We start from the raw sequence: 19512 nt of genomic DNA on the forward strand, positions 1-19512 counted from the left end.
CCCCTTGATGGTGCGGCCAGTCAGCCAGTCGCCGCCCATTGCCTCAATCCTGTTCTGTCTGCCGAGAGATGCCCATGAGTTTGCCCACCGTGGCGGCCAGCTGCGACCTGATTCGCGACGGCCGTCCGTTGATCGATGTGCGCGCGCCGGTCGAATTCGCCGCCGGTGCCTTGCCGGGTGCCGTCAATCTGCCGCTGATGGATGATGAGGAGCGTCATCGCGTCGGGCTGCAGTACAAGCAGGTCGGCCCGGAATCGGCGGTACATCTTGGCCATCAACTGGTCAGCGGCGGGATCAAGCGCGCACGTATCCGCGCCTGGGTCGAGCACGTCGAGCGGTACCCTGACGCGATTCTCTACTGCTTCCGCGGCGGCATGCGTTCTCAGCTCAGTCAGCAGTGGCTGCAGGAAGCGGGGATCGAGCGCCCGCGCATCGAAGGCGGCTGGAAGGCCATGCGTCAGCAGCTCTGTCAGCATATCGATGAGCGTGCCGAGCAGGCCCCGATGCTGTTGATCGGCGGGCTGACCGGCTGCGCCAAGACCGAGCTGATCCATGCGCTGGACAATGGCATCGACCTGGAAGGCTGTGCACGCCACAAGGGTTCGGCCTTCGGCCGTCATCCCTTCCCGGCGCCGAGCCAGATCGACTTCGAGCATCGCATCGCCGCCGAGATGCTCACGCTTGAGGATGAAGCGCCTACCATCATGGAAGACGAGTCGCGCTTCATCGGCAGCGTCAACATTCCACTCGCCACCTGGCGCGCGATGGAGCAGGCGCCGTTGATCCGCGTCGAGATGCCGCTGGATTGGCGAGTCGTGCAGATTCAGAAGGACTATATCGAGGGGCTGTGGTCCACCTACAGTCGTCACTATGGTGACTTCCTCGGCTGGACCCTGATGCAGCGCCAGCTGCGTCAGGCGCTGCTACGTCTGCGCAAGCGCCTGGGCAGTGCGCGCCTTGCTCGTCTGGTGCGCATGCAGGACATCGCCTTCCAGGAGCACAAGCGCGGCAATCCCATTGCCCATGAAGGCTGGCTGGCGCCGCTGCTCAGTGAGTATTACGACCCGATGTACCGCTATCAGCTCGAGAAGCACGAGCGCACCTTCCTGCACGTCGGCGACTGGGACAACAGCCTTGCCTTCGCGCGTGAGTGGAGCGCCAATCACCGCTGGCAGCGCTGACATCCCTCACGGGCGCCGGTCAGCGCTCACGCATTCAGCCAGTCCACCAGCAGGCGGTCCAGCAGGGCCGCCTGACGATCAAAGCGCTTCGGGTCTTCCAGCAACGCCTCGCGTGACTGCACGCCATTGCCCTCCAGGGGCGCGGGGTGGCGGGCCAGGCGGTCCTGCGTGGCCGCCGCATCCATGTGCGGATGGAAGTTGAGTGCCACCACGCGACCCTCATCCCAGCTGAAGCCGGCCACTGGCGTATGCTCGCTGCTGGCCAGCAGCTCGCAGTCTTCCGGCAGGCCGCAGATCTCCTCATGCCACATCAAGGCCTCGAACTCGGCGGGTAGCCCCAGCGGGCACTCGTTGCTGCGCGTCAGCGTGGCCCAGCGACGCTGTGGCACCACGGCGGACGAGACGATCGCCCCCATCTGCTCGGCGATCAGTCGCGCCCCCAGGCCAATCCCCAGCAGCGGGCGATTGCTGTTCAGCGTGCGCCGAATCAACTTGCGCTGCAGGCGCAGCGACTGCTGTTCGGCGGGCGAGGCGGGCTGTGCGGCGCTCGACAGGCGTTGCGGGCCATCCAGCAACACCAGCGCATGGAAATCATCGATGCCCGGCAAGGCTTCGCCTGCCAGCGGGAAGCTGGTGTTGAAGCTGTGCCCCATGCCGGAAAGCCAGTCCTTGAGACGTAGCGGACCCTGCCAGTCATGCGCTAGCGTTGCGGTATCGGCGGCTGAATCTGGTTCAGTGTCAGGGAGTTGCCCCTGGTGTATGAAGTAAAGATGCATGGCTTCATCATGCGTGAGCGCCATGTCAGCGTAAAGGCCCCAGTGCCGGCATATCAGTACTTGCACCGGGCGAACCAGCCGCGACACGACAAGGAGAGAACCGCATGCGGGCCGAACTGCTCGAACAGATCTACACCGTGGTGGCGCAGATTCCCGAAGGCCGCATCACCACCTACGGGCGTATCGCCAAGATGACCGATGGCGCCAGCGCGCGCATGGTCGGCTCGGCGATGCGTCACCTGCCGGATGGCCATCAGTTGCCGTGGCATCGCGTGATCAATGCCTCGCTCAAGGTCACCGAGCACGGCGGGGCAGTGCGCCAGCGGGAAAAGCTGCGCAGCGAAGGCATCCTGTTCGATGGTGCTGGCCGCGTGCCGACGGAGTGCCTGTGGCCCTGAGGCATGCGGCAGCACGGCAGCGCTCGAGCGGGAGCGTGTTCATCCGGCCACGCGCGGGCGCTACCCTTTCGCCTATCCTATCGCATACCCTATAGCGACCTCCGGTGACATCGCGGCTGGCGGAGCCAAGACGCCAGCGTGAACGCCGCATATTGAATAGTGAAGTGAGAATAGAGCCGTCATGACTCAGCCTGTATCCGGTTTCCGTGCGCGCCTTGATGCGCTGGCCCCCGTGCGCCGTACTGCCTTCATGGCGGCGCTGACCGAGCGACTCCTGCCCAATGCCGGTTTCTACGCCGAAGCCAATGGCACGGCCAGCGCGCTGGACACCACGCGTGAGCTGCGCAAGCTGCTGGACCTGGTCTGGGAGCAGCTGCGCGTGCGCGATGCCAAGATCGATTTCTCGCTGCAGGCCGAGAAGGTCACCGCCTTCGAGCCCGCCGAGGACGATGACAGCTTCGGCGCGCGCCGCGCCCTGGAAGCCGTGATGGCGCTGACCGCCTGCATCGATGTGCTGATCAGCGAAGAGCCGGAAGCCGCGCTCAAGATCAGCCGTCTGTCCGCCGATGGCGTGCGCGCGCTGATCGACCTGCAGGCTGGTGAGGGCATCGAGCAGGAAGCGCTGGAAGCCATGATTCGCGAACATCCGTTGATGATCGATGAGCGTGACTTCCAGGACGCCGTGCTCGAGAGCGTCGAAGCCCCGCAGCTGTCCCGCGATGACTGGCGCGCGCTCAAGCAGTTGGGCCGCAATGAAGATGTCAGCAATCTCGGACTATCCTTGCAGGACTGAGCGGCCCGATTCGGGTCATCCTGGTGCCAGTGATGACTGGCCAGCCGTTGTTGGAGAGACAGATGAGCGACACCCGTCAGCAGGATTCTTCTCCGATGAACGCAGCGCTGAATGGTGTGATTCAGGCGCGTCTGGACGCCATGCGTGAGCGTCTCGCGCAGCCGACGCTGAGCGCGGCGGATGTGCATGCGCTGCGCGTCGACTGCAAGCAGCTGCGCGGCTGGTGGCAACTGCGGCGCGAGTCACTGGGCAAGTCGGCGGTGAGTGAGCATCAGGCGCGTCCGCGCGCCGTCGCCAAGGCATTGGCCGGGCCGCGCGAGGCGCACATGCTGCGCAAGACCCATGGTCGCGCCTACGCCTGGGTGGATGAGCGCAGTCAGCGTCTGCTGGATGCGCTGCGTCCGGGGCTGACCAGTGCCGCGCTCAGCGAGCCCGAAGGCGAGCTGGATCACGCGCCGCTCGAGACGCTGCTGGGCGAAGAGCGGGCGGCCTGGCAGGCGGCACCGCTGACGGTGGAGGAGCTCAACATCGGGCTGGAGTTCAGTCGTCATCGCATCAGCAAGCTTGCGGCGCAGGTGGCCAGCAAGCGTGAGATCGAGACCTCTCACCGGCTGCGCAAGTGGGTCAAGTACCGCATGTTCCAGCTGGCACTGGCGCACGAGGCGCTGGGTGAGGCAGCCGCGCGGGAGCTCGAGTCACCGAGTCACGGACGGCGCCGCGAGCCGGAACTGCTCGACAAGGCGGCCGCGCGGTTGGGCAATCAGCATGACCTGGCGGAGCTGGCGCTGTGGGTCGGGGAGCGCGTGATGCTGCCCGCCGCCGAGAAGCACCTGGTCGCGGATATCATGACGCTTGCCGACCAGCGACTCGCACAGGCGCTCAAGCCGCTGAAGAAGCTGGGCTACGTCTGAGCGCTGTTCTCGCCTGAACCGAAGTTGCTTCTCTGCAGACAAGAACGCCGCCATTCCCTGAGGAAATGGCGGCGTTCGCGTTTCTGCCTGAACTTCCCTGCGGCTGCGCTTACAGGCGCATCTCGATACCGCGTGCGGCCATATGCGCCTTGGCCTGGGGGATCGTGTACTCGGCGAAGTGGAAGATGCTGGCGGCCAGCACCGCATCCGCACCGCCTTCGAGCACGCCATCCACCAGATGGTCGAGGGTGCCGACACCGCCGGAGGCGATCACCGGCACGCTGACGGCGTCGGAGATGGCGCGTGTCACGCCGAGATCGAAACCGGCCTTGGTGCCATCGCGGTCCATGCTGGTCAGCAGCAGTTCACCGGCGCCCAGCTCGACCATCTTCTTCGCCCACTCGACGGCGTCGAGTCCGGTCGGCTTGCGGCCGCCGTGGGTGAAGATCTCCCAGCGCGGTGTCTCGCCGTCCTGGCTGACGCGCTTGGCGTCGATGGCGACCACGATGCACTGGCTGCCGAAGCGTTCTGCGGCTTCACGCACGAAGTCCGGGTTGAACACGGCGGCGGTGTTGATCGAGACCTTGTCCGCGCCGGCATTCAGCATGGTGCGAATGTCTTCACAGGTGCGGATGCCGCCCCCCACCGTCAGCGGGATGAACACCTCACCGGCGATGCGCGACACCATGTCGACCGTGGTGCCACGGTTGTCGACGCTGGCGGTGATGTCGAGGAAGGTGATCTCGTCGGCGCCTTGCTCGTTGTAGCGCTTGGCGACCTCGACCGGGTCACCGGCATCGCGGATACCGACGAAGTTGACGCCCTTCACGACACGACCGGCGTCGACGTCCAGACACGGGATGATGCGTTTGGCGAGTGCCATGATCGCTCCCCTCAGGCCTTGCGGCCGGTGATGGAGTCGGACAGCGCCTGCGCTTCGGCGATATCCAGGCTGCCTTCATAGATGGCGCGGCCGGTGATGGCACCGAGGATGCCCTGATCGGCCACTTCGGCCAGGCCACGGATGTCGTCCAGGTTGGTCACGCCGCCGGACGCGATCACCGGGATACCGCCTTCGCGGGCCAGTGCCACGGTGGCTTCGATGTTGACGCCCTGCATCATGCCGTCGCGGGCGATGTCGGTGTAGACGATGGAGGACACGCCGTCGTTGGCGAAGCGCTTGGCCAGCTCGGTGGCCTTGATGGTGGAGACTTCGGCCCAGCCATCGGTGGCCACGAAGCCGTCACGCGCATCGAGACCGACGATGATGCGGCCCGGGAAGGCGCGGCACATCTCGGCGACGAAGGCCGGTTCCTTCACGGCCTTGGTGCCGATGATGACCTGGCCGACGCCGGCTTCCAGGTAGTGCTCGATGGTCGCGGCATCACGGATGCCACCACCGATCTGGATCGGCAGCTCTGGGTAGGCGCGGGCGATGCGTGTCACGGCGTCGCCATTGACCGGCTTGCCTTCGAAGGCACCGTTGAGATCGACCAGATGCAGACGACGGCCACCGGCCTCGACCCAGCGCGCGGCCATGGCCAGCGGGTCATCGCCGTAGTTGGTGGAGTCTTCCATGCGGCCTTGCTTCAGGCGCACGCACTGACCGTCCTTGAGATCGATCGCGGGGATTACCAGCATGTCGGGTGTCCTCTCGGCGTGTCTGGGCACGCCTGTATTGTCGTCGGTATATCGAAGGTGGATGTATCGGCGTCCGTCACACGAGACAGACGCCGAGGGTCACGCGGGCGAGCCTTCAGGGCTGCCAGCGGACGAAGTTCTCGAGCAGCTTGAGGCCGGCGGCCGCGCTCTTCTCCGGGTGGAACTGCACCGCGAACAGGCTGCCCTCACCGATGGCGACGTGCGCCTCGGCACCGGCGTAGTGCGTGGCACCGTAGACCTTGGAGCGTTCGCTGGCCGATACATAGAAGCTGTGTACGAAGTAGAAGCGCGAGTTGTCCTCGATGCCTTCCCACAGCGCGTGGCCCTGGGTGTGCGCGACATGGTTCCAGCCCATATGCGGCACCTTGAGGCGCTGGCCGTGCTCGTCCAACTGCTGGTCATCGAAGCGTTTCACGTCGCCCTTGAAGTAGGCGAGGCAATCGATGCCACCATTCTCTTCGCTGCGCTCCATCAGCATCTGCTGACCGACGCACACGCCCAGCAGCGGCTTGCTGTGGTTGCTCAGCAGCTCGCCGACCAGACCACGCAGCTCGGCGCGTTCAAGCTCGCCCATGCAGTCACGGATGGCGCCCTGGCCGGGCAGCACCACGCGGGTGGCACCGCGGATGGCGCGCGGGTCACTGGTGATCACGACATTCTCGTCGGCCACGTGCTCAAGCGCCTTGGCGACGGAGTGCAGGTTGCCCATGCCATAGTCGATGACGGCAATCGTCATGTCTTTCTCCCGAAGGCCGGAGGCAGGCTCCGGCGCTGGATGTCAGGCGTCTGGCGCCCGGATCATTCGTTTACAGCGAGCCCTTGGTGGAGGCGATACGGCCTCCCATGCGCTCGTCCTCTTCCACCGCCATGCGAACGGCACGACCGAAGGCCTTGAAGATGGTCTCGGCCTGGTGGTGGGCATTGAAGCCCTTGAGGTTGTCGATATGCAGGGTGGCGCCAGCGTGATTGACGAAGCCCTGGAAGAATTCCCAGAACAGCTGGGTATCGAAGCGACCGATGTTGCCGCGGGTGAACTCGCACTGCATGAACAGGCCCGGACGACCGGAGAAGTCGATCACCACGCGAGACAGGGCTTCATCCAGCGGCACGTAGGCATGGCCGTAACGGCGGATGCCGGCCTTGTTGCCCAGCGCCTGCGCGAAGGCCTGACCCAGGGTGATGCCGATGTCCTCGACGGTGTGGTGGTCATCGATATGCAGGTCGCCATCGCAGTCGACCTCGATGTCGATCACGCCGTGACGGGCGATCTGGTCCATCATGTGTTCGAGGAAGGGCACGCCAGTGTTGGCGCTCAGCTTGCCTTCACCGTCCAGATTGATGCGGACCCGGATCTTGGTTTCCGAGGTGTTGCGATGAACTTCGGCGATACGCTCTACCATGATGTCTCTCCAGCGGTCGGTGACGCCATCAGCGGCTTCGAGGCCGATGGGGTCTGGGCGCAGTCTGGGGCCTTTGGTAAGAGAGGCGTGTGTCCAGTCCGGCCGGGAAGTGCGCATCATGTGGTTATTGTCATGTGATGTCGCAATCGAAATCGTGATCAGGGCATTGACGACGGCAGAGAGCCGTCGGCGGGGCGCTTGATCGGCGGCAGGCGCGTCGTCTTTGTGCCTGCCCGACCCGTCATTATAGAGAAAGGACAATGGCATCCGCTACAATGGCGGGCATTCATATCGCGGGCGAGGATCTCACCATGCCGGTCACTCTTCAGATGATCGATCACGCACGCTGGCAAACCGATGAGCAAGTCCGTATCGATCTGTCGCGTATCTATCACGAAGCCCCCAGTGAGCGTCTCCCGCTCGCCCCGGATGACTTCATTCAGGCCAATCTCGCCGCGGGACACCGCTTCTGCAGCGCCTTCTTCAACGATCGTCATATCGGCGCGCTACTCTGCGAGGATGAAGGCGATGCCTGGAAGATCAGCCATTGTTGCGTGCGCAAGAGCACGCGTCGACGCGGTGTGGGTACGCGTCTGATGGCGCTGCTGTCGCTGGAAGCGGCCAGTGCCCAGCGTCTGCTGGTCGTGCCGAGTCAGGGATTGACCCTGGCCGACGAGCTGCTGGTATCACGTCTGGGCTATGTGCGAGACCCCGCCCGCGACGGCTTCGTGCTGGCGCAGGAGTGAACCCGGTCGTTGCCGGATGCGGAACTGACGTCAACGCGACCTGTCCACCGGCTGTGTCATCATCATTTCTGTCTTGAGGCTGTCTCGCTGTGCGGGAGGATGGCGCGCAGCGCTCGAGCTAGATGATGAGCGGGAGAAAGGGCATCGCCTGATGCCACGAGTCCCCAGCGCCATTCCATGTGCTGCCCTCTGGAGTGAGGGCACCGTAGCAATTCTCATCGTGTCAAAGGGAGGACGCAGATGAAAGCACTGTTCAGAGCCTTGCTGGCCATCGTCGGAGTACTGGCGTTGGTGGTCGTGGCAGGGGTGATCTATGTCACCACCTTCCTCGATCCGAATGATCTCAAGCCGCGACTGGTCAAGGCGGTCAAGGACCAGGCGGGGCTGGAACTGGCCCTGAACGGCCCGCTGGACTGGTCCTTCTATCCGCGTCTCGGCGTCAGCGTCGAGGACGCCGAAGCCTGGCTGCCGGAGCAGGAGCGTAACCAGTCACCGTTTGCCTCCTTTACCCGCGCGGAAGTCGGCGTGTCCTTCACGCCACTGCTGAGCGGTGAGGTCGAAGTCGAAGGCGTCTTCCTCGACGGCCTCAAGCTGGCGCTCGAGCGTGATGCACAGGGGCGTGGCAACTGGGAAAGCCTGCTCGAGCATGCGGCGACGGCCGCCGACAGTGGCGCGGCGGATGAAGCGCTGCCGCCGGCCAAGAGCGCCGGTGTGGCGCTGGCGGATGACACGACGCCGTCGGTGCAGAATGGCGCCGGCAGCATGGCGGTCAATCTCGATATCGCCTCGGTGCAGGTCACCAATGGTCAGATCGCCTATCAGGACGCGGCCAGCGGGCTCGACATGACGCTCAACGACGTGGCGTTGACGTCCACCAACGTCAGCCCCGACAAGGCCTTCCCGGTCGAGCTGTCGTTCGTGGCTGATGGGCGTGAGCCGGAGCTTCAGAGCACCGTCAGCCTCGATGGCAAGGTGGCGCTCGACCTGCAGGGCGGCCGTCATGTGCTGTCCGGCGTGAGTCTGGATACCACCACGCGCATGCCGTCGCTGGGTGACAAGGACCAGAGCGTGGCGCTGGAGATCGACACCCTGACGCTGGACACCGACAAGCAGCTGTATCTGGCCGATGGTGCCGAGCTGGACGCGACGCTCCATCAGGCCGCGCTGGGTGACAAGGCCCTGCCGCTGAAAGCCACCTTCGGTGCCGAAGCGGATCTGGCGGCGGGCACGGCGAATCTCGAGAATCTGCTGCTGACCTCCGGCAGTGACCTGCGCCTCAGCGGGGCGCTCAAGGCCAAGGACATCACCGGCGATGCGCTCAGCTATAGCGGCCAGTTCAAGCTGGCACCGCTGTCGCCCAAGGCGTGGATGACGCGTGTCGGCATGGAGGCACCGCAGACTGCCAAGAGCAGCGCGCTGACCTCGCTGGCCTTCTCCAGCCCGTTCAAGGGCGACATGTCGCAGGTGCAGCTGACCAACCTGGTGATGGCGCTGGATGACACCACCATCAATGGGCGTCTCGGCTCGTCCTTCGATGCCTCGCAGATCACCTTCGATCTGGATGTCGACGCGCTCAATCTCGATGACTACCTGGCACCGGCGGGCGCGGACGAGAAGACGGCAAGCCTGGGGGAAGCGCTCACGGCGGGCGTGATCGCGCCGGTCTATGCGGCTGATGGCGACGCGGAGCTGCTGCCGGTGGCATTGCTCAAGACGCTGGGCCTTCAGGGGCAGCTGGATATCGGCACGCTGATCGCCTCGGGGCTCGAGATGAGCAAGGTGACCGCCAAGCTGTCCGGTCAGCCGGGTGTGCAGCAGCTCGATAGCCTGACGGCCAGCCTCTATGGCGGCTCGCTGGCGGCCAATGCGCGCATCGACAGCCGCAAGACACCGCTGAGCATGAGCTTCGGCGAGAAGCTGACCAATCTGGATATCGCGCCGTTCCTCAAGGCGCTGGCGCCGGAGCACAAGGACATCCTGCGCGGTCGCCTGACGCTCAATGGTGACTACACCACCAGCACCAATCAGATCGACAGCATCAAGCGCAATCTGAACGGCAAGGGCAACTTCGAGATTCGCAATGGCGAGGTGCTCGACGCCAATATCTCCAAGGAGATGTGTACTGCCGTGGCGACGCTGAGTGGCAAGACCTCCTCGCGCGAGTGGAAGGCCAATACGCCGCTGGAACGCGCGCAGGGCAGCTTCACGGTCACCAATGGCGTGATCAGCAATCAGGATCTCGCCCTGGCGATCCCGGGCATCGCGCTGGACGGCAAGGGCCAGCTCAACCTGCCGACCGAGGCCTTCGACTACAACGTGGCGGCGCGCTTCATCGAGGGCGCGGATGACGCGGCCTGTGAGGTCAATCCGCGTCTGATCAAGCTGCGCTTCCCGGTGCAGTGTCAGGGTAATCTGAGCGGTGAGCCGGGCGAGTGGTGTGGCTTCGATCAGAAAGGCTTCCAGAGTGCCGCAGCGGAACTGGCCAAGGATGAAGCCAAGCGCAAGGCGGGCGAGAAGGTCAGCGAGAAGCTGGATGAGAAGCTCGACGAAGATACCCGCAAGAAGATCGACGACAAGCTGGGTGAAGGCGCCAGCGACAAGCTGAAGGGAGCGATTCAGGGGCTGTTCAACTGATCACGCGCTCCCTTCGCAGCAAGACCGGCACGCCAGCTCCTCGGGGCTGGCGTGCTGCCGTTTGAGCCCAGGCCATGGCGTCGTCCATGGCGCGAGCAGAGGAAGTTTTGATGGCGCGACCTGACATTGCTGCCACGCCAGACGTGACAGCTCCCGAGAGCCACGCCACACCCGGCTTCGAAGACATCGCCCTGAGCCCCGAGGCGTTTCAGGCGCGCGTGTTCGACTGGTTCGATGAGCATGGCCGCAAGCATCTGCCCTGGCAGGAGAACACCACGCCGTATCGCGTCTGGGTCTCGGAGATCATGCTCCAGCAGACCCAGGTCGCGACGGTGTTGCCGTACTATGCCCGCTTCATGGAGCGCTTCCCGGATGTCGCGGCGCTGGCGGCGGCGGATATCGATGACGTGCTGCACCTGTGGACGGGCCTTGGCTACTACGCGCGGGCGCGCAATCTGCACAAGGCCGCGCAGCAGGTCGTGAATGAGCATGATGGCGCATTTCCGGTCGAGAGTGTCGAGGCACTGTCGGCCTTGCCGGGCATCGGGCGTTCGACCGCTGGGGCGATCATCAGCATCAGCACCGGACAGCGGGCGCCGATTCTTGATGGCAACGTCAAGCGCGTGCTGGCTCGCCTGCATGCCGTGGAGGGCTGGCCGGGCCGTCCGGCGGTGGAGCGCAAGCTGTGGACGCTGGCGGAGCGCTACACGCCGCAGGTGCGGCTGGCGGACTGGCCCCAGGCGATGATGGATCTCGGAGCCACCCTGTGCACGCGCGGCAGCAAGCCGGATTGCGCGCGTTGCCCCTTCGAGGAGGTCTGCGTGGCGCATGCGCGTGGCGAAGAGAAGCGCTTCCCCGAGAGCAAGCCCAAGAAGACCATTCCGACGCGTCAGACGCTGATGTTGCTGGTCAGTGATGCGGCGGGGAAGGTCCTGCTGGAACGCCGTCCGCCGACGGGCATCTGGGGCGGCCTGTGGGCGCCGCCACTGGTCGAGGACCGCGAGGCCGCGCGGGAATGGGTCGCCCGCGAAGCCCGCGGCGCTCATCTGGAGGCGCCACTGGCAAGTTTCGAGCATGTCTTCAGCCACTTCCGGCTGACCATCACGCCACAGCCGGTACAGCTGGGGGAGGCAGGGCTTACGCCAGCTCAAGCGGCCGAGAGCGTCAACGAGTCAGCCGCCGACCGCCGCTTCGTCGACCCTGCCGCGCCGGACGCCGTGGGCCTGCCGGCGCCGGTCAAGGCGCTGCTGGCACGCTGCACGGATGATCTGTTCGGCCTGTGAGGCCTTGTTGGCGTCGGCATCGGCCGCACGTCTGGGGCAAAGCGGCTCAAGCGTGCGAGAATGAGGCAACAGTAAAGGCGTCTGGCGAAGGCTCGACGCTCATCCACACTGACATCCAGTTCTCTTACGGAGTTACCCATGCGCACCGTACATTGCCGCAAGTATGACCAGGACCTACCGGGTCTCGATTTTCCGCCGCTGCCGGGCGAGAAGGGCCAGGACATCTGGTCCAACGTCTCGAAGCAGGCATGGGAAGAGTGGCAGGCGCTGCAGACGCGTCTGATCAACGAGAAACACCTCAACATGATGGATGCCGACAGCCGTCGCTATCTGATGGAGCAGATGGATCGCTTCTTCAACAACCAGGAGACGGACCAGGCCGAAGGTTTCGTGCCGACGGACGCCGCCGCCAAGGGTGAATCGCAGGGCGGACAGGGCTACGAAGTCTGAGTGGACGGCGAGGACGGCGGAAGGCGAATTACGACGCCAAATTCTTGATAAGCAAGGGTTGACGTCGGGAAAGGTTTTCTATTTAATACGTCCTCGTTGGCAAGGGCCAGATAGCTCAGTTGGTAGAGCAGGGGATTGAAAATCCCCGTGTCGGCGGTTCGATTCCGTCTCTGGCCACCAAGTGTTGGGGTATAGCCAAGTGGTAAGGCACCGGTTTTTGGTATCGGCATTCCCAGGTTCGAGTCCTGGTACCCCAGCCAGCTGACATGCAGTAACGTAGTAAGAAGACTCATATCATGAGTTCTTTGTGCCGGCTTAGCTCAGTTGGTAGAGCAACTGACTTGTAATCAGTAGGTCGAGGGTTCGACTCCTTTAGCCGGCACCATCTTCAGGCTTCTGTAGATGAGCGAAGAACACACGATATAGAGGTCGCCTTGGCGGCTTTTTTTGTGTCTTCAGGTTGGCCAGATAGCTCAGTTGGTAGAGCAGGGGATTGAAAATCCCCGTGTCGGCGGTTCGATTCCGTCTCTGGCCACCAAATTGGGGTATAGCCAAGTGGTAAGGCACCGGTTTTTGGTATCGGCATTCCCAGGTTCGAGTCCTGGTACCCCAGCCAATTCTGGCTAGCTGATGAAGTCGCAGGATGAATTCGGCAGCCAACAGAAAAGCCACCCTTCGGGGTGGCTTTTTTGCGTCTGGAGTAAAGGTCTGGAGGGCGGCTTGGTATACCGCAGGCCAGCGCTTCTCTCAATGCGAGGTGGGCTCGTCCGGGTGCATCGCCAGCCAGCTCAGGCGCTTGCGATAGATGGTGGAGGGGGCGATCTCCAGTATCGCCGCAGCGCGGGGGATACTACCATCACAGGCGCTGATGACGCTCTCGATCGCCTCGCGTTCGACCATCCACAGCGGGCGCAGCGTGGTCTCGCTGCCCTCCGGCGCGCTGTGGCTGACTGACGTGCGATGCGCCGTGCTGCTGGGCAGGTCCAGCATGTCGGCCGTCAGCACCTCACCATCATTGAGGATGATGGCGCGCCGTAGCGTGTTTTCCAGCTCTCGCACGTTGCCGGGCCAGTCATGGGCCAGCAGCTGACGCTCGGCGCACGCACTGAGTCGTGTGAAGCGCTTGCCTTCGTGGCCTGCCATGCGTCCCAACAGCCCGGTGGCGATCTCCAGGATATCCTGACCGCGTTCGCGCAGCGGCGGCACCTTGAGCGGGATGACGTGCAGACGATAGAAGAGGTCTTCCCGGAAGCGGTGAGTATCGACCAGTACCCGCGGGTTCTGATGCGTGGCGCACACGATGCGGCAATTGACCTCTACCGTGCGCGTGGCACCCACCGGCATTACCTGCCCTGTCTGCAGGAAGCGCAGTAGCTTGCTCTGCAAGGGGAGCGGCAGCTCCGCGATCTCATCGAGAAACAGCGTCCCCCCATCTGCCGCCATGGCGAGCCCCTGCTGGGCGCTCACGGCCCCCGTGAAAGCCCCGCGCACATGTCCGAACAATTGCGACTCCAGCAGTTCTGCCGGAATGGCGGCACAATTGACGGCGATGAACGGGCCGTCACTTACCGGGCTATGGCGGTGAATGGCAGTGGCACACAACTCCTTGCCGCTGCCGCTTTCGCCGGTGATGAAGATGGGAGCGTCCGAGTGGGCGACCTGGATGAGAGTGCGATAGAGCGTCTGCATGGCCGATGAGTCTCCGATAAATTCCCCAAAACCGCGAGGTCGCTTTACCGGTAGTTCCCTTACCCGCGAGGTAGTGGAGATATCGTCAGCCAGATTCAATGCAGTAGCCGATGATGCAGCCTGATGAGCTTTCAGTGCGGTCATGAGTGTGTTCCCTTGCTGCTGGTCTTTCTGCATTGCCTGCGCTTCGTGCGAGCGGGCTGCGAAAGAATAATTGTCGGGCTGCTTCTGGTGACAGCCTCACCGGAGAGTCTGGATTCTCCAGCGTTGAGTGTTCGTCTTGGGGGTTTATCGAGTACCCATATAGAGGTTAATGACTTGTGCGAGATGATCATGGCGGCTTTTAGTGCGTTTTTTCCGCTCCCCGTGAGTGGCAGACTTCTCAGTCTCGACGCTTGCCTGGCTGACCAACTCTCTACTCACGATAAAAGGGTGATTTCTGGTATCTGACGGTCTGTCTTCCCGCGGATGGCTGTCCCGAGCAGTGCATCACTGGGCGTCTTCCTCCTCATCTTCGTTGTTGTGGGTGATGGTGAAGTCAGTCGACGACGTCTGAGAACTGCCATCCGCGGATTGATCCGAAGTGCTGTCGATGGTGCCGGTGGAACCATCACTCAGCGTCTGTTCGATCTGTTGCCAGTTGCCGATCGAGGTACTGCTGCCGGTATTGAGGGTGTATTCCCCGATATTGGTATCGGACCCTTCACCGAGGCTGCCGGCCTTCTTGCTCTCATAGAGAATCAGGGCGGATTCGGCGCTTCGTGCCGGAAAGTCGTAGGGGAAGGGCCCCATCAGCGAGTTGGCGCTGGCAGTCGTGGCCAGCAGGCATCCCGCGCTGACGACCCCCAGGCTGATACGTGTAAAAGCATTCATGTCTTGCTCCTTTCGATCTGTGAAAGATGCAGTATCTGATGCGTGAAGACTATGATGTCGGCAGGTACTGAAACACACGCGGGTCGCCCCGCGTGTGTTGGTTGCCTGCTGAGGATTTACGGAGTAACGGGGCCGACGGAGACGGACATGTTGTTACCCACAGAGGTGGCCGTATTGCTGATGACTGGGCCATCGAAGCTGCCTGCCGGCGGCAGATCCAGCGTGATGCCGCTGACTGTGGCAGTCGAGCTGATGTTGGCGAAGCTCATCTGGGTATTGTCGGCAATCAAGGCGCTATTGATATCGGTGCTATCCAGAGTGACCGACAGATTGTTACCCACGGAGGTCGCGGAATTGTCCACGGTCAGGTTGAGGATGTCGTTGACCGTAGCCAGTGAGTCGACATTTGCCAGCTGGGGGCCGTGGGAGTGACGACCATGCCCACCGCCATAGAGTTCGCTTCCGGACAGGGTCTGCTCATTATGCAGATTGACCATGGCATCGCTGTCGATGGAGATATTGTTGCCCACCGAGGTGGCAGCATTTTCCAGTGCCTCAAGCTTGGAGATGTCAGGATTGGGCGTTGAGCCGGCATAGCTGATATAGACATCCACATCGGCCGATGCTTTCGCCATGGCATCAGCATCAGCTTCAGCTTTTAAGCCTTTGAATCCGGCACTGGCCTCGGCACTGGACTTGGCTTTGGCTTTGGCGCTGAGGCTATCCACCAGCTCTATGGTCGGGTCGCCTGCTTCGCCAGCGCCGTAGCTGATATCACTGACGATAGCTGTGGATGACACATCGCCGACTTGCTTCTGCAGGCTTTCGATCATGACCAGGCCGCCCGGGTCTGTGATGCCCGGATCAATATAGACGTCAATGTTGACATCGGTATTTACCTGTCCATCCCAGTCCCAGTCCACTTCATCGAAGGCTTGCGCCTGACTTACCATCATCACACCACTTACGAGACCGATGGCGACTGCGAGCTTATTATAGGTAGTCATTGTCATGTTCCTCATGAATGTTGACTTATTGTGCTGCGCTGGATGCTGCCGGTACTTCTGATGCGGGTGTTGCTTGCAACGGTGTTGCGACTGCTTCATTGCCACTTGCTGCATTGCTGCTGGTATTGGCTGCGGCCACTTGCTGCGTGTTGCTATCGTCATCTGCAACATGCTGTCCCGGGTGCAATGCACATTCCTGTCCCGCAGGTACAGGAAGTCCCAGGCCTTCAGTCAGAAGCTGATACGCGCCCATCTCCACGACTGATCTCACGCCCAGCTGCAGTGGTTCATTGCGCACTGCGCCGGAGTCAAACTCGACCAACTGATTGCCGAAGAAGCGGTAGATACCGGCTTCGACTTCGTAACCCACCACCTGCTTCTGCAGGCTGGTGACATAGACGGTGCGGAAGGTGCGGATATCGACCATGCGCAGGTCCAGGCCGACGTTGATGACTGCAGTGCGCAGTCCGGCCCCGATTCCGCTGACAAACAGGCGGGCACCGCCGCTTGAAATGTTGTAATTGAGCTCTGTCAGTGCACCGAGAACCACGAAATGCGAAGGGAGGACTGCCAGTTTGCGTGGCGAGTAGGCCATTGCCTTGTTCTCGAAAAGCTGCTGCTCTGCCAGCGGGACTCGCACATCGAGACGCTCGGTAAGATGCACCTTGCGAGTCTTGTAGAGAGCACTTATCAGCATCTCGGATACGCCCTGGGTCACGGCAGCACTCTCTGTCACGGTGGAGTAACTGCGTTGACCGGTCTTGTCCGTCACCTGACCCACTGCAATCACAGGCAGGTTGGTGGCACCCTGAATTCGACTGAGTGATACGAGGCATTCGCTATATGGCGTATTGTTGGAGGTGACTGGTGGCCCTACGACCGGTTCGACATTGTCGAATTTCGGTTCGACAGCGGCGCAGCCCCCCAGCACTGTGGCCATGCAAGCGGCCATGCATATCCGTGGCTTAAACATGCTGGAAGTTCCCCTGGTGTGACGCATGATCCTGCGCCGTTATTTTTCTCTGATATGTCTCTATCAGTTGTTCTGCCGTGCTTTCCTAGGGGCACGAAGCGTGCCAAGCAATTTCACAATATTTCACAGACACTTACGCATTAATGCGCAATGTTGCGTGTGATGCGTTTTGCAAATGGCGAAGCGAAGTGAGGGGAAATACCACGGGCATGGTGCCGGTGATGAGCCGCTGATTAAGCCGGTTATCCCACGGAAGATGAGGTTCAGTGCCAACAGGATGAGCCAGAACTGGCGAGAGGGGATGACTGAAGGATTTTGTCATTCGCGAGGCACAGACGGCCTCATGTTTTCTTGAGAAGGGTGATGGCGGGAGTGGTGTGAGATTGGATGGTCTTTTAACGATCTTGAGGATCAGATCTCTATGCTTATTTCATGAATCTCGGGGTTGAAGTCTGTTGTATGGCCCATAGGTGGGACAGTGCGGACAAGCCGCATGCTAGAACGCCAGATTCCACTTTCCTCAATGCAAGACATTGATGCCTTAAGGAGAGCATGATGACAGCTTCACGCCATATGACCTCGTACAACGCCACTTCTGCTCTTTCATCCAAGCAACGCCAACATGAGCAGACCGATGGTGGCAACGTCAGCGCCGCTGCAGAAGCCTCCCATCAGCCGCTGGACGCCCGTCAGACCAATGCCGACCGTGATCAGGCGCCGGAAGCCTATCTCGACAAGTCGGGTAGCGATCGAGGCTCCGATCACTCGCGAGATGCCTATCCGACGCGCCTGAGCCAGCCACCGGAGCACCTGTGGCAGAAACGCCGCGAGCCTGTCGTGCACTCGCGTGCCGATGAGGGGCCGCTGGGCGCCGAGCAGCTCAAGCGCTTCGAGCGTGACGGCTTCCTGTTCGAGCCGGAATTCCTGGCGCCGGAGGAAGTCGAGACGCTGAAGGCCGAGCTGGCAGCGCTGCTCGACAACGAAGAGTGGCAGGGGCGTGATTTCACCATCACCGAGCCCAAGAGCCGCGAGATTCGTTCCATCTTCGCCGTGCACTTCCTGTCCGAGCGCTTCCGCCAGCTGGCAGAAGACCCGCGCCTGGTCGATCGCGCGCGCCAGATCCTGGGGGGTGATGTCTATCTCCACCAGTCGCGCATCAACTACAAGCCGGGCTTCGAGGGCCAGGGCTTCAACTGGCACTCGGACTTCGAGACCTGGCACGCCGAGGATGGCATGCCGGAGATGCGTGCGGTCAGCGCCTCGATCATCCTGACCGACAATCACCACTTCAATGGCCCGCTGATGCTGATCCCCGGCTCGCATGAAGTCTTCGTGCATTGCCTGGGCGAGACGCCGGATGACAACCACAAGTCATCCCTGCAGGCCCAGAAGGTCGGTGTGCCCTCGCGTGAAGCACTGAGCGAGCTGATCGCCGAGCGTGGTATCGAAGCACCGACCGGCGCCGCCGGTGGTCTGTTGATGTTCGACTGCAATACGCTGCATGGCTCCAACGCCAACATGTCGCCGGACCCGCGCAGCAACGCCTTCTTCGTCTACAACCGCGTCGACAACGCGATGCAGGCACCCTTTGCCGCCGCACGTCCGCGCCCGGAATTTCTCGCACACCGTCTCGATGGTGGCTGGGACGAACTTGAAGACTGAACTTGAAAACTGGAGTTGAAGACCGAGCTTGAATTGAAGTGGAAGACCGAGCTTGAAGACTGAAGTGGAAGGTCGAGCTTGAAAGCTGAGCTTTGAAGGTGGAAGTGGACTGAACTGCACAACGCCGGGTTGCGCTCAGGCGGCGAAATCTCGGACGTTGGTGTGGTAGTGGCAGGCTGTCGGGACGACGTATCATTGCGATATCTCTCATTGATCGTCTTTCATTGATCCTCCATCACGCCCCGACAGGAGTTCTGCATGCCGCTTGCTCAGCGTTTCACCCCGCGTTTCAGCGATGGTCGCGTCTTCGCTCATGACCTCGGCAAGGTGGTCTGTGTCGGCCGCAATTACGCAGCCCACGCCGCGGAGCTCGGCAATGAAGTGCCCAGCGAGCCGTTGCTGTTCATCAAGCCCGCCACCAGCGTGACGCCGATGGACAAGCCATTGGCGATCTCGCGGCGTCGCGGCCAGTACCACTATGAGGCCGAGCTGGCGTTGCTGATCGGCAAGCCGCTGTGTGAAGCCAGCGAAGCAGAGGCGCTGGAAGCACTGGCCGGCATGGGCCTGGCACTGGATCTGACCCTGCGTGAGCGTCAGAGCAAGCTCAAGGCCAAGGGCCAGCCGTGGGAGCTGGCCAAGGCCTTCGATGGCAGCTGTCCGCTGTCTTCCTTCGTGGCGCTGGAAGGGCCGCGTTGGCGCGATGCCGATGGCGAGCTGCACAGCGTGGATTTCCAGGCGCTGCACTATCGCTTCGCCATCGACGGCGAGCAGCGCCAGCAAGCGGATACCAGCCTGATGCTGTTCCCCGTCGCGCGTCTGCTCAGTGAGATCAGCCACAGCTTCACCCTGCTGCCCGGCGATGTAGTGCTGACCGGCACGCCGGAAGGCGTCGGCGAGTTGAATCCGGATCAGGCGCTGGCACTCGCGCTGGACGCCCCGGATGGCAGCGGCGAGCTGTTGCGCATCGAGACGCGCACGCGCGGCGTGGCATGACGTCTGGGGCTGAGCCAGCCCTGAGCGGGTTAAAAAAAGAAAAGCCCCTGCCGAGTCACCGGCAGGGGCTTTTGCTGTCTG

At 62.4% G+C, this 19512-nt stretch carries 19 protein-coding genes and 5 tRNA genes; 15 read left to right on the forward strand and 9 right to left on the reverse strand.

Annotation, left to right across the window (positions count from 1 at the left end):
* Positions 1 to 74: 74 nt before the first annotated feature.
* Positions 75 to 1181 carry a tRNA 2-selenouridine(34) synthase MnmH gene (mnmH, locus tag R1T44_RS02560; protein WP_317292506.1) on the forward strand — a complete coding sequence of 369 codons (1107 nt, stop codon included), beginning with the start codon at positions 75 to 77 and terminating at the stop codon, positions 1179 to 1181.
* A gap of 26 nt (positions 1182 to 1207) precedes the next feature.
* On the opposite strand, the gene R1T44_RS02565 is transcribed toward mnmH, so the two are convergent.
* On the reverse strand, positions 1208 to 1957 hold the full coding sequence (locus R1T44_RS02565) for a type 1 glutamine amidotransferase (protein ID WP_317292507.1): 750 nt from the start codon (positions 1955 to 1957) through the stop codon (positions 1208 to 1210).
* A 104-nt stretch (positions 1958 to 2061) separates the two neighbouring features.
* Here R1T44_RS02565 and R1T44_RS02570 point away from each other — a divergent pair, with 104 nt between their 5' ends.
* The 3 genes from R1T44_RS02570 to R1T44_RS02580 all read left to right on the forward strand — a co-directional run bounded on the left by R1T44_RS02570 (position 2062) and on the right by R1T44_RS02580 (position 4059).
* Positions 2062 to 2355 (forward strand): MGMT family protein, encoded by a 294-nt coding sequence (locus R1T44_RS02570; protein WP_043336737.1) that lies wholly within the window; start codon positions 2062 to 2064, stop codon positions 2353 to 2355.
* Between the two features lie 181 nt (positions 2356 to 2536).
* On the forward strand, positions 2537 to 3148 hold the full coding sequence (locus R1T44_RS02575) for a YjaG family protein (RefSeq protein WP_043336733.1): 612 nt from the start codon (positions 2537 to 2539) through the stop codon (positions 3146 to 3148).
* A 62-nt stretch (positions 3149 to 3210) separates the two neighbouring features.
* The gene (locus tag R1T44_RS02580) at positions 3211 to 4059 is read left to right on the forward strand and encodes a CHAD domain-containing protein (protein WP_317292508.1); all 849 of its coding nucleotides are present in this window, start codon (positions 3211 to 3213) and stop codon (positions 4057 to 4059) included.
* 109 nt (positions 4060 to 4168) lie between these two features.
* On the opposite strand, the gene hisF is transcribed toward R1T44_RS02580, so the two are convergent.
* From hisF to hisB, 4 genes are all read right to left on the reverse strand, one after another.
* Positions 4169 to 4942 (reverse strand): imidazole glycerol phosphate synthase subunit HisF, encoded by a 774-nt coding sequence (gene hisF, locus R1T44_RS02585; RefSeq protein WP_043336726.1) that lies wholly within the window; start codon positions 4940 to 4942, stop codon positions 4169 to 4171.
* Between the two features lie 11 nt (positions 4943 to 4953).
* Entirely contained in the window at positions 4954 to 5700 is a 747-nt protein-coding gene (hisA, locus tag R1T44_RS02590) for a 1-(5-phosphoribosyl)-5-[(5-phosphoribosylamino)methylideneamino]imidazole-4-carboxamide isomerase (protein ID WP_043336722.1), read from the reverse strand.
* A 115-nt stretch (positions 5701 to 5815) separates the two neighbouring features.
* Positions 5816 to 6457 (reverse strand): imidazole glycerol phosphate synthase subunit HisH, encoded by a 642-nt coding sequence (gene hisH / locus R1T44_RS02595; RefSeq protein ID WP_054555217.1) that lies wholly within the window; start codon positions 6455 to 6457, stop codon positions 5816 to 5818.
* A gap of 70 nt (positions 6458 to 6527) precedes the next feature.
* Positions 6528 to 7121, reverse strand: coding sequence for an imidazoleglycerol-phosphate dehydratase HisB (gene hisB, locus R1T44_RS02600; protein WP_043336716.1), 594 nt, complete (start codon positions 7119 to 7121; stop codon positions 6528 to 6530).
* 260 nt (positions 7122 to 7381) lie between these two features.
* On the opposite strand from hisB, the gene R1T44_RS02605 reads away from it, so the two are divergent.
* The 9 genes from R1T44_RS02605 to R1T44_RS02645 all read left to right on the forward strand — a co-directional run bounded on the left by R1T44_RS02605 (position 7382) and on the right by R1T44_RS02645 (position 12850).
* Positions 7382 to 7867 carry an acetyl-CoA sensor PanZ family protein gene (locus R1T44_RS02605; RefSeq protein ID WP_225347481.1) on the forward strand — a complete coding sequence of 162 codons (486 nt, stop codon included), beginning with the start codon at positions 7382 to 7384 and terminating at the stop codon, positions 7865 to 7867.
* A 240-nt stretch (positions 7868 to 8107) separates the two neighbouring features.
* Positions 8108 to 10501, forward strand: coding sequence for an AsmA family protein (locus R1T44_RS02610; protein WP_317292509.1), 2394 nt, complete (start codon positions 8108 to 8110; stop codon positions 10499 to 10501).
* Positions 10502 to 10611: 110 nt separating this feature from the next.
* Positions 10612 to 11784 (forward strand): A/G-specific adenine glycosylase, encoded by a 1173-nt coding sequence (mutY, locus tag R1T44_RS02615; protein ID WP_317292510.1) that lies wholly within the window; start codon positions 10612 to 10614, stop codon positions 11782 to 11784.
* Positions 11785 to 11922: 138 nt separating this feature from the next.
* Positions 11923 to 12234: an oxidative damage protection protein gene (locus tag R1T44_RS02620; protein WP_052384882.1), complete on the forward strand. Its 312-nt coding sequence runs from the start codon at positions 11923 to 11925 to the stop codon at positions 12232 to 12234.
* A gap of 104 nt (positions 12235 to 12338) precedes the next feature.
* A tRNA-Phe gene (locus R1T44_RS02625) sits at positions 12339 to 12414 on the forward strand.
* Between the two features lie 5 nt (positions 12415 to 12419).
* Positions 12420 to 12494 (forward strand) — tRNA-Gln (locus R1T44_RS02630).
* Positions 12495 to 12543: 49 nt separating this feature from the next.
* Positions 12544 to 12619 (forward strand) — tRNA-Thr (locus tag R1T44_RS02635).
* A 77-nt stretch (positions 12620 to 12696) separates the two neighbouring features.
* Positions 12697 to 12772 (forward strand) — tRNA-Phe (locus tag R1T44_RS02640).
* A gap of 3 nt (positions 12773 to 12775) precedes the next feature.
* Positions 12776 to 12850: transfer RNA gene (locus R1T44_RS02645), tRNA-Gln, on the forward strand.
* Between the two features lie 131 nt (positions 12851 to 12981).
* Here the strand turns inward: R1T44_RS02645 and R1T44_RS02650 are convergent.
* The 4 genes from R1T44_RS02650 to R1T44_RS02665 form a co-directional block, all read right to left on the reverse strand.
* Positions 12982 to 14100 carry a sigma-54 interaction domain-containing protein gene (locus tag R1T44_RS02650; protein ID WP_317292511.1) on the reverse strand — a complete coding sequence of 373 codons (1119 nt, stop codon included), beginning with the start codon at positions 14098 to 14100 and terminating at the stop codon, positions 12982 to 12984.
* Positions 14101 to 14412: 312 nt separating this feature from the next.
* Positions 14413 to 14796 (reverse strand): hypothetical protein, encoded by a 384-nt coding sequence (locus R1T44_RS02655; protein WP_317292512.1) that lies wholly within the window; start codon positions 14794 to 14796, stop codon positions 14413 to 14415.
* 116 nt (positions 14797 to 14912) lie between these two features.
* Positions 14913 to 15803, reverse strand: a complete 891-nt coding sequence (locus tag R1T44_RS02660) for a hypothetical protein (protein ID WP_317292513.1) — start codon at positions 15801 to 15803, stop codon at positions 14913 to 14915.
* Between the two features lie 25 nt (positions 15804 to 15828).
* Positions 15829 to 16743 carry a CsgG/HfaB family protein gene (locus R1T44_RS02665; RefSeq protein ID WP_284727166.1) on the reverse strand — a complete coding sequence of 305 codons (915 nt, stop codon included), beginning with the start codon at positions 16741 to 16743 and terminating at the stop codon, positions 15829 to 15831.
* Between the two features lie 588 nt (positions 16744 to 17331).
* Between R1T44_RS02665 and thpD the strand changes: the two genes are divergently transcribed.
* Together thpD and R1T44_RS02675 are read left to right on the forward strand one after the other, a co-directional pair.
* A complete protein-coding gene (thpD, locus tag R1T44_RS02670; protein WP_317292514.1) occupies positions 17332 to 18438 on the forward strand; it encodes an ectoine hydroxylase in 1107 nt (368 codons plus the stop codon).
* Positions 18439 to 18696: 258 nt separating this feature from the next.
* Positions 18697 to 19431, forward strand: coding sequence for a fumarylacetoacetate hydrolase family protein (locus R1T44_RS02675; RefSeq protein ID WP_213115031.1), 735 nt, complete (start codon positions 18697 to 18699; stop codon positions 19429 to 19431).
* Positions 19432 to 19512: the final 81 nt, after the last annotated feature.

The sequence above is a fragment of the Cobetia amphilecti genome (genome assembly GCF_032923285.1).
GTDB lineage: Bacteria > Pseudomonadota > Gammaproteobacteria > Pseudomonadales > Halomonadaceae > Cobetia > Cobetia amphilecti.

Bases quoted from the DNA above. Each gene is read 5' to 3' on its own strand.
- mnmH (WP_317292506.1), top strand. From the start codon at position 75: ATGAGTTTGCCCACCGTGGCGGCCAGCTGCGACCTGATTCGCGACGGC.
- hisF (WP_043336726.1), bottom strand. From the start codon at position 4,942: ATGGCACTCGCCAAACGCATCATCCCGTGTCTGGACGTCGACGCCGGT.
- R1T44_RS02665 (WP_284727166.1), bottom strand. From the start codon at position 16,743: ATGGCCACAGTGCTGGGGGGCTGCGCCGCTGTCGAACCGAAATTCGAC.
- R1T44_RS02675 (WP_213115031.1), top strand. From the start codon at position 18,697: ATGCCGCTTGCTCAGCGTTTCACCCCGCGTTTCAGCGATGGTCGCGTC.
- R1T44_RS02610 (WP_317292509.1), top strand. From the start codon at position 8,108: ATGAAAGCACTGTTCAGAGCCTTGCTGGCCATCGTCGGAGTACTGGCG.
- R1T44_RS02580 (WP_317292508.1), top strand. From the start codon at position 3,211: ATGAGCGACACCCGTCAGCAGGATTCTTCTCCGATGAACGCAGCGCTG.
- mutY (WP_317292510.1), top strand. From the start codon at position 10,612: ATGGCGCGACCTGACATTGCTGCCACGCCAGACGTGACAGCTCCCGAG.
- R1T44_RS02660 (WP_317292513.1), bottom strand. From the start codon at position 15,803: ATGACTACCTATAATAAGCTCGCAGTCGCCATCGGTCTCGTAAGTGGT.
- R1T44_RS02570 (WP_043336737.1), top strand. From the start codon at position 2,062: ATGCGGGCCGAACTGCTCGAACAGATCTACACCGTGGTGGCGCAGATT.
- R1T44_RS02575 (WP_043336733.1), top strand. From the start codon at position 2,537: ATGACTCAGCCTGTATCCGGTTTCCGTGCGCGCCTTGATGCGCTGGCC.
- R1T44_RS02620 (WP_052384882.1), top strand. From the start codon at position 11,923: ATGCGCACCGTACATTGCCGCAAGTATGACCAGGACCTACCGGGTCTC.
- thpD (WP_317292514.1), top strand. From the start codon at position 17,332: ATGACAGCTTCACGCCATATGACCTCGTACAACGCCACTTCTGCTCTT.
- R1T44_RS02565 (WP_317292507.1), bottom strand. From the start codon at position 1,957: ATGCATCTTTACTTCATACACCAGGGGCAACTCCCTGACACTGAACCA.
- R1T44_RS02650 (WP_317292511.1), bottom strand. From the start codon at position 14,100: ATGCAGAAAGACCAGCAGCAAGGGAACACACTCATGACCGCACTGAAA.
- hisA (WP_043336722.1), bottom strand. From the start codon at position 5,700: ATGCTGGTAATCCCCGCGATCGATCTCAAGGACGGTCAGTGCGTGCGC.
- hisH (WP_054555217.1), bottom strand. From the start codon at position 6,457: ATGACGATTGCCGTCATCGACTATGGCATGGGCAACCTGCACTCCGTC.
- hisB (WP_043336716.1), bottom strand. From the start codon at position 7,121: ATGGTAGAGCGTATCGCCGAAGTTCATCGCAACACCTCGGAAACCAAG.
- R1T44_RS02655 (WP_317292512.1), bottom strand. From the start codon at position 14,796: ATGAATGCTTTTACACGTATCAGCCTGGGGGTCGTCAGCGCGGGATGC.
- R1T44_RS02605 (WP_225347481.1), top strand. From the start codon at position 7,382: ATGGCATCCGCTACAATGGCGGGCATTCATATCGCGGGCGAGGATCTC.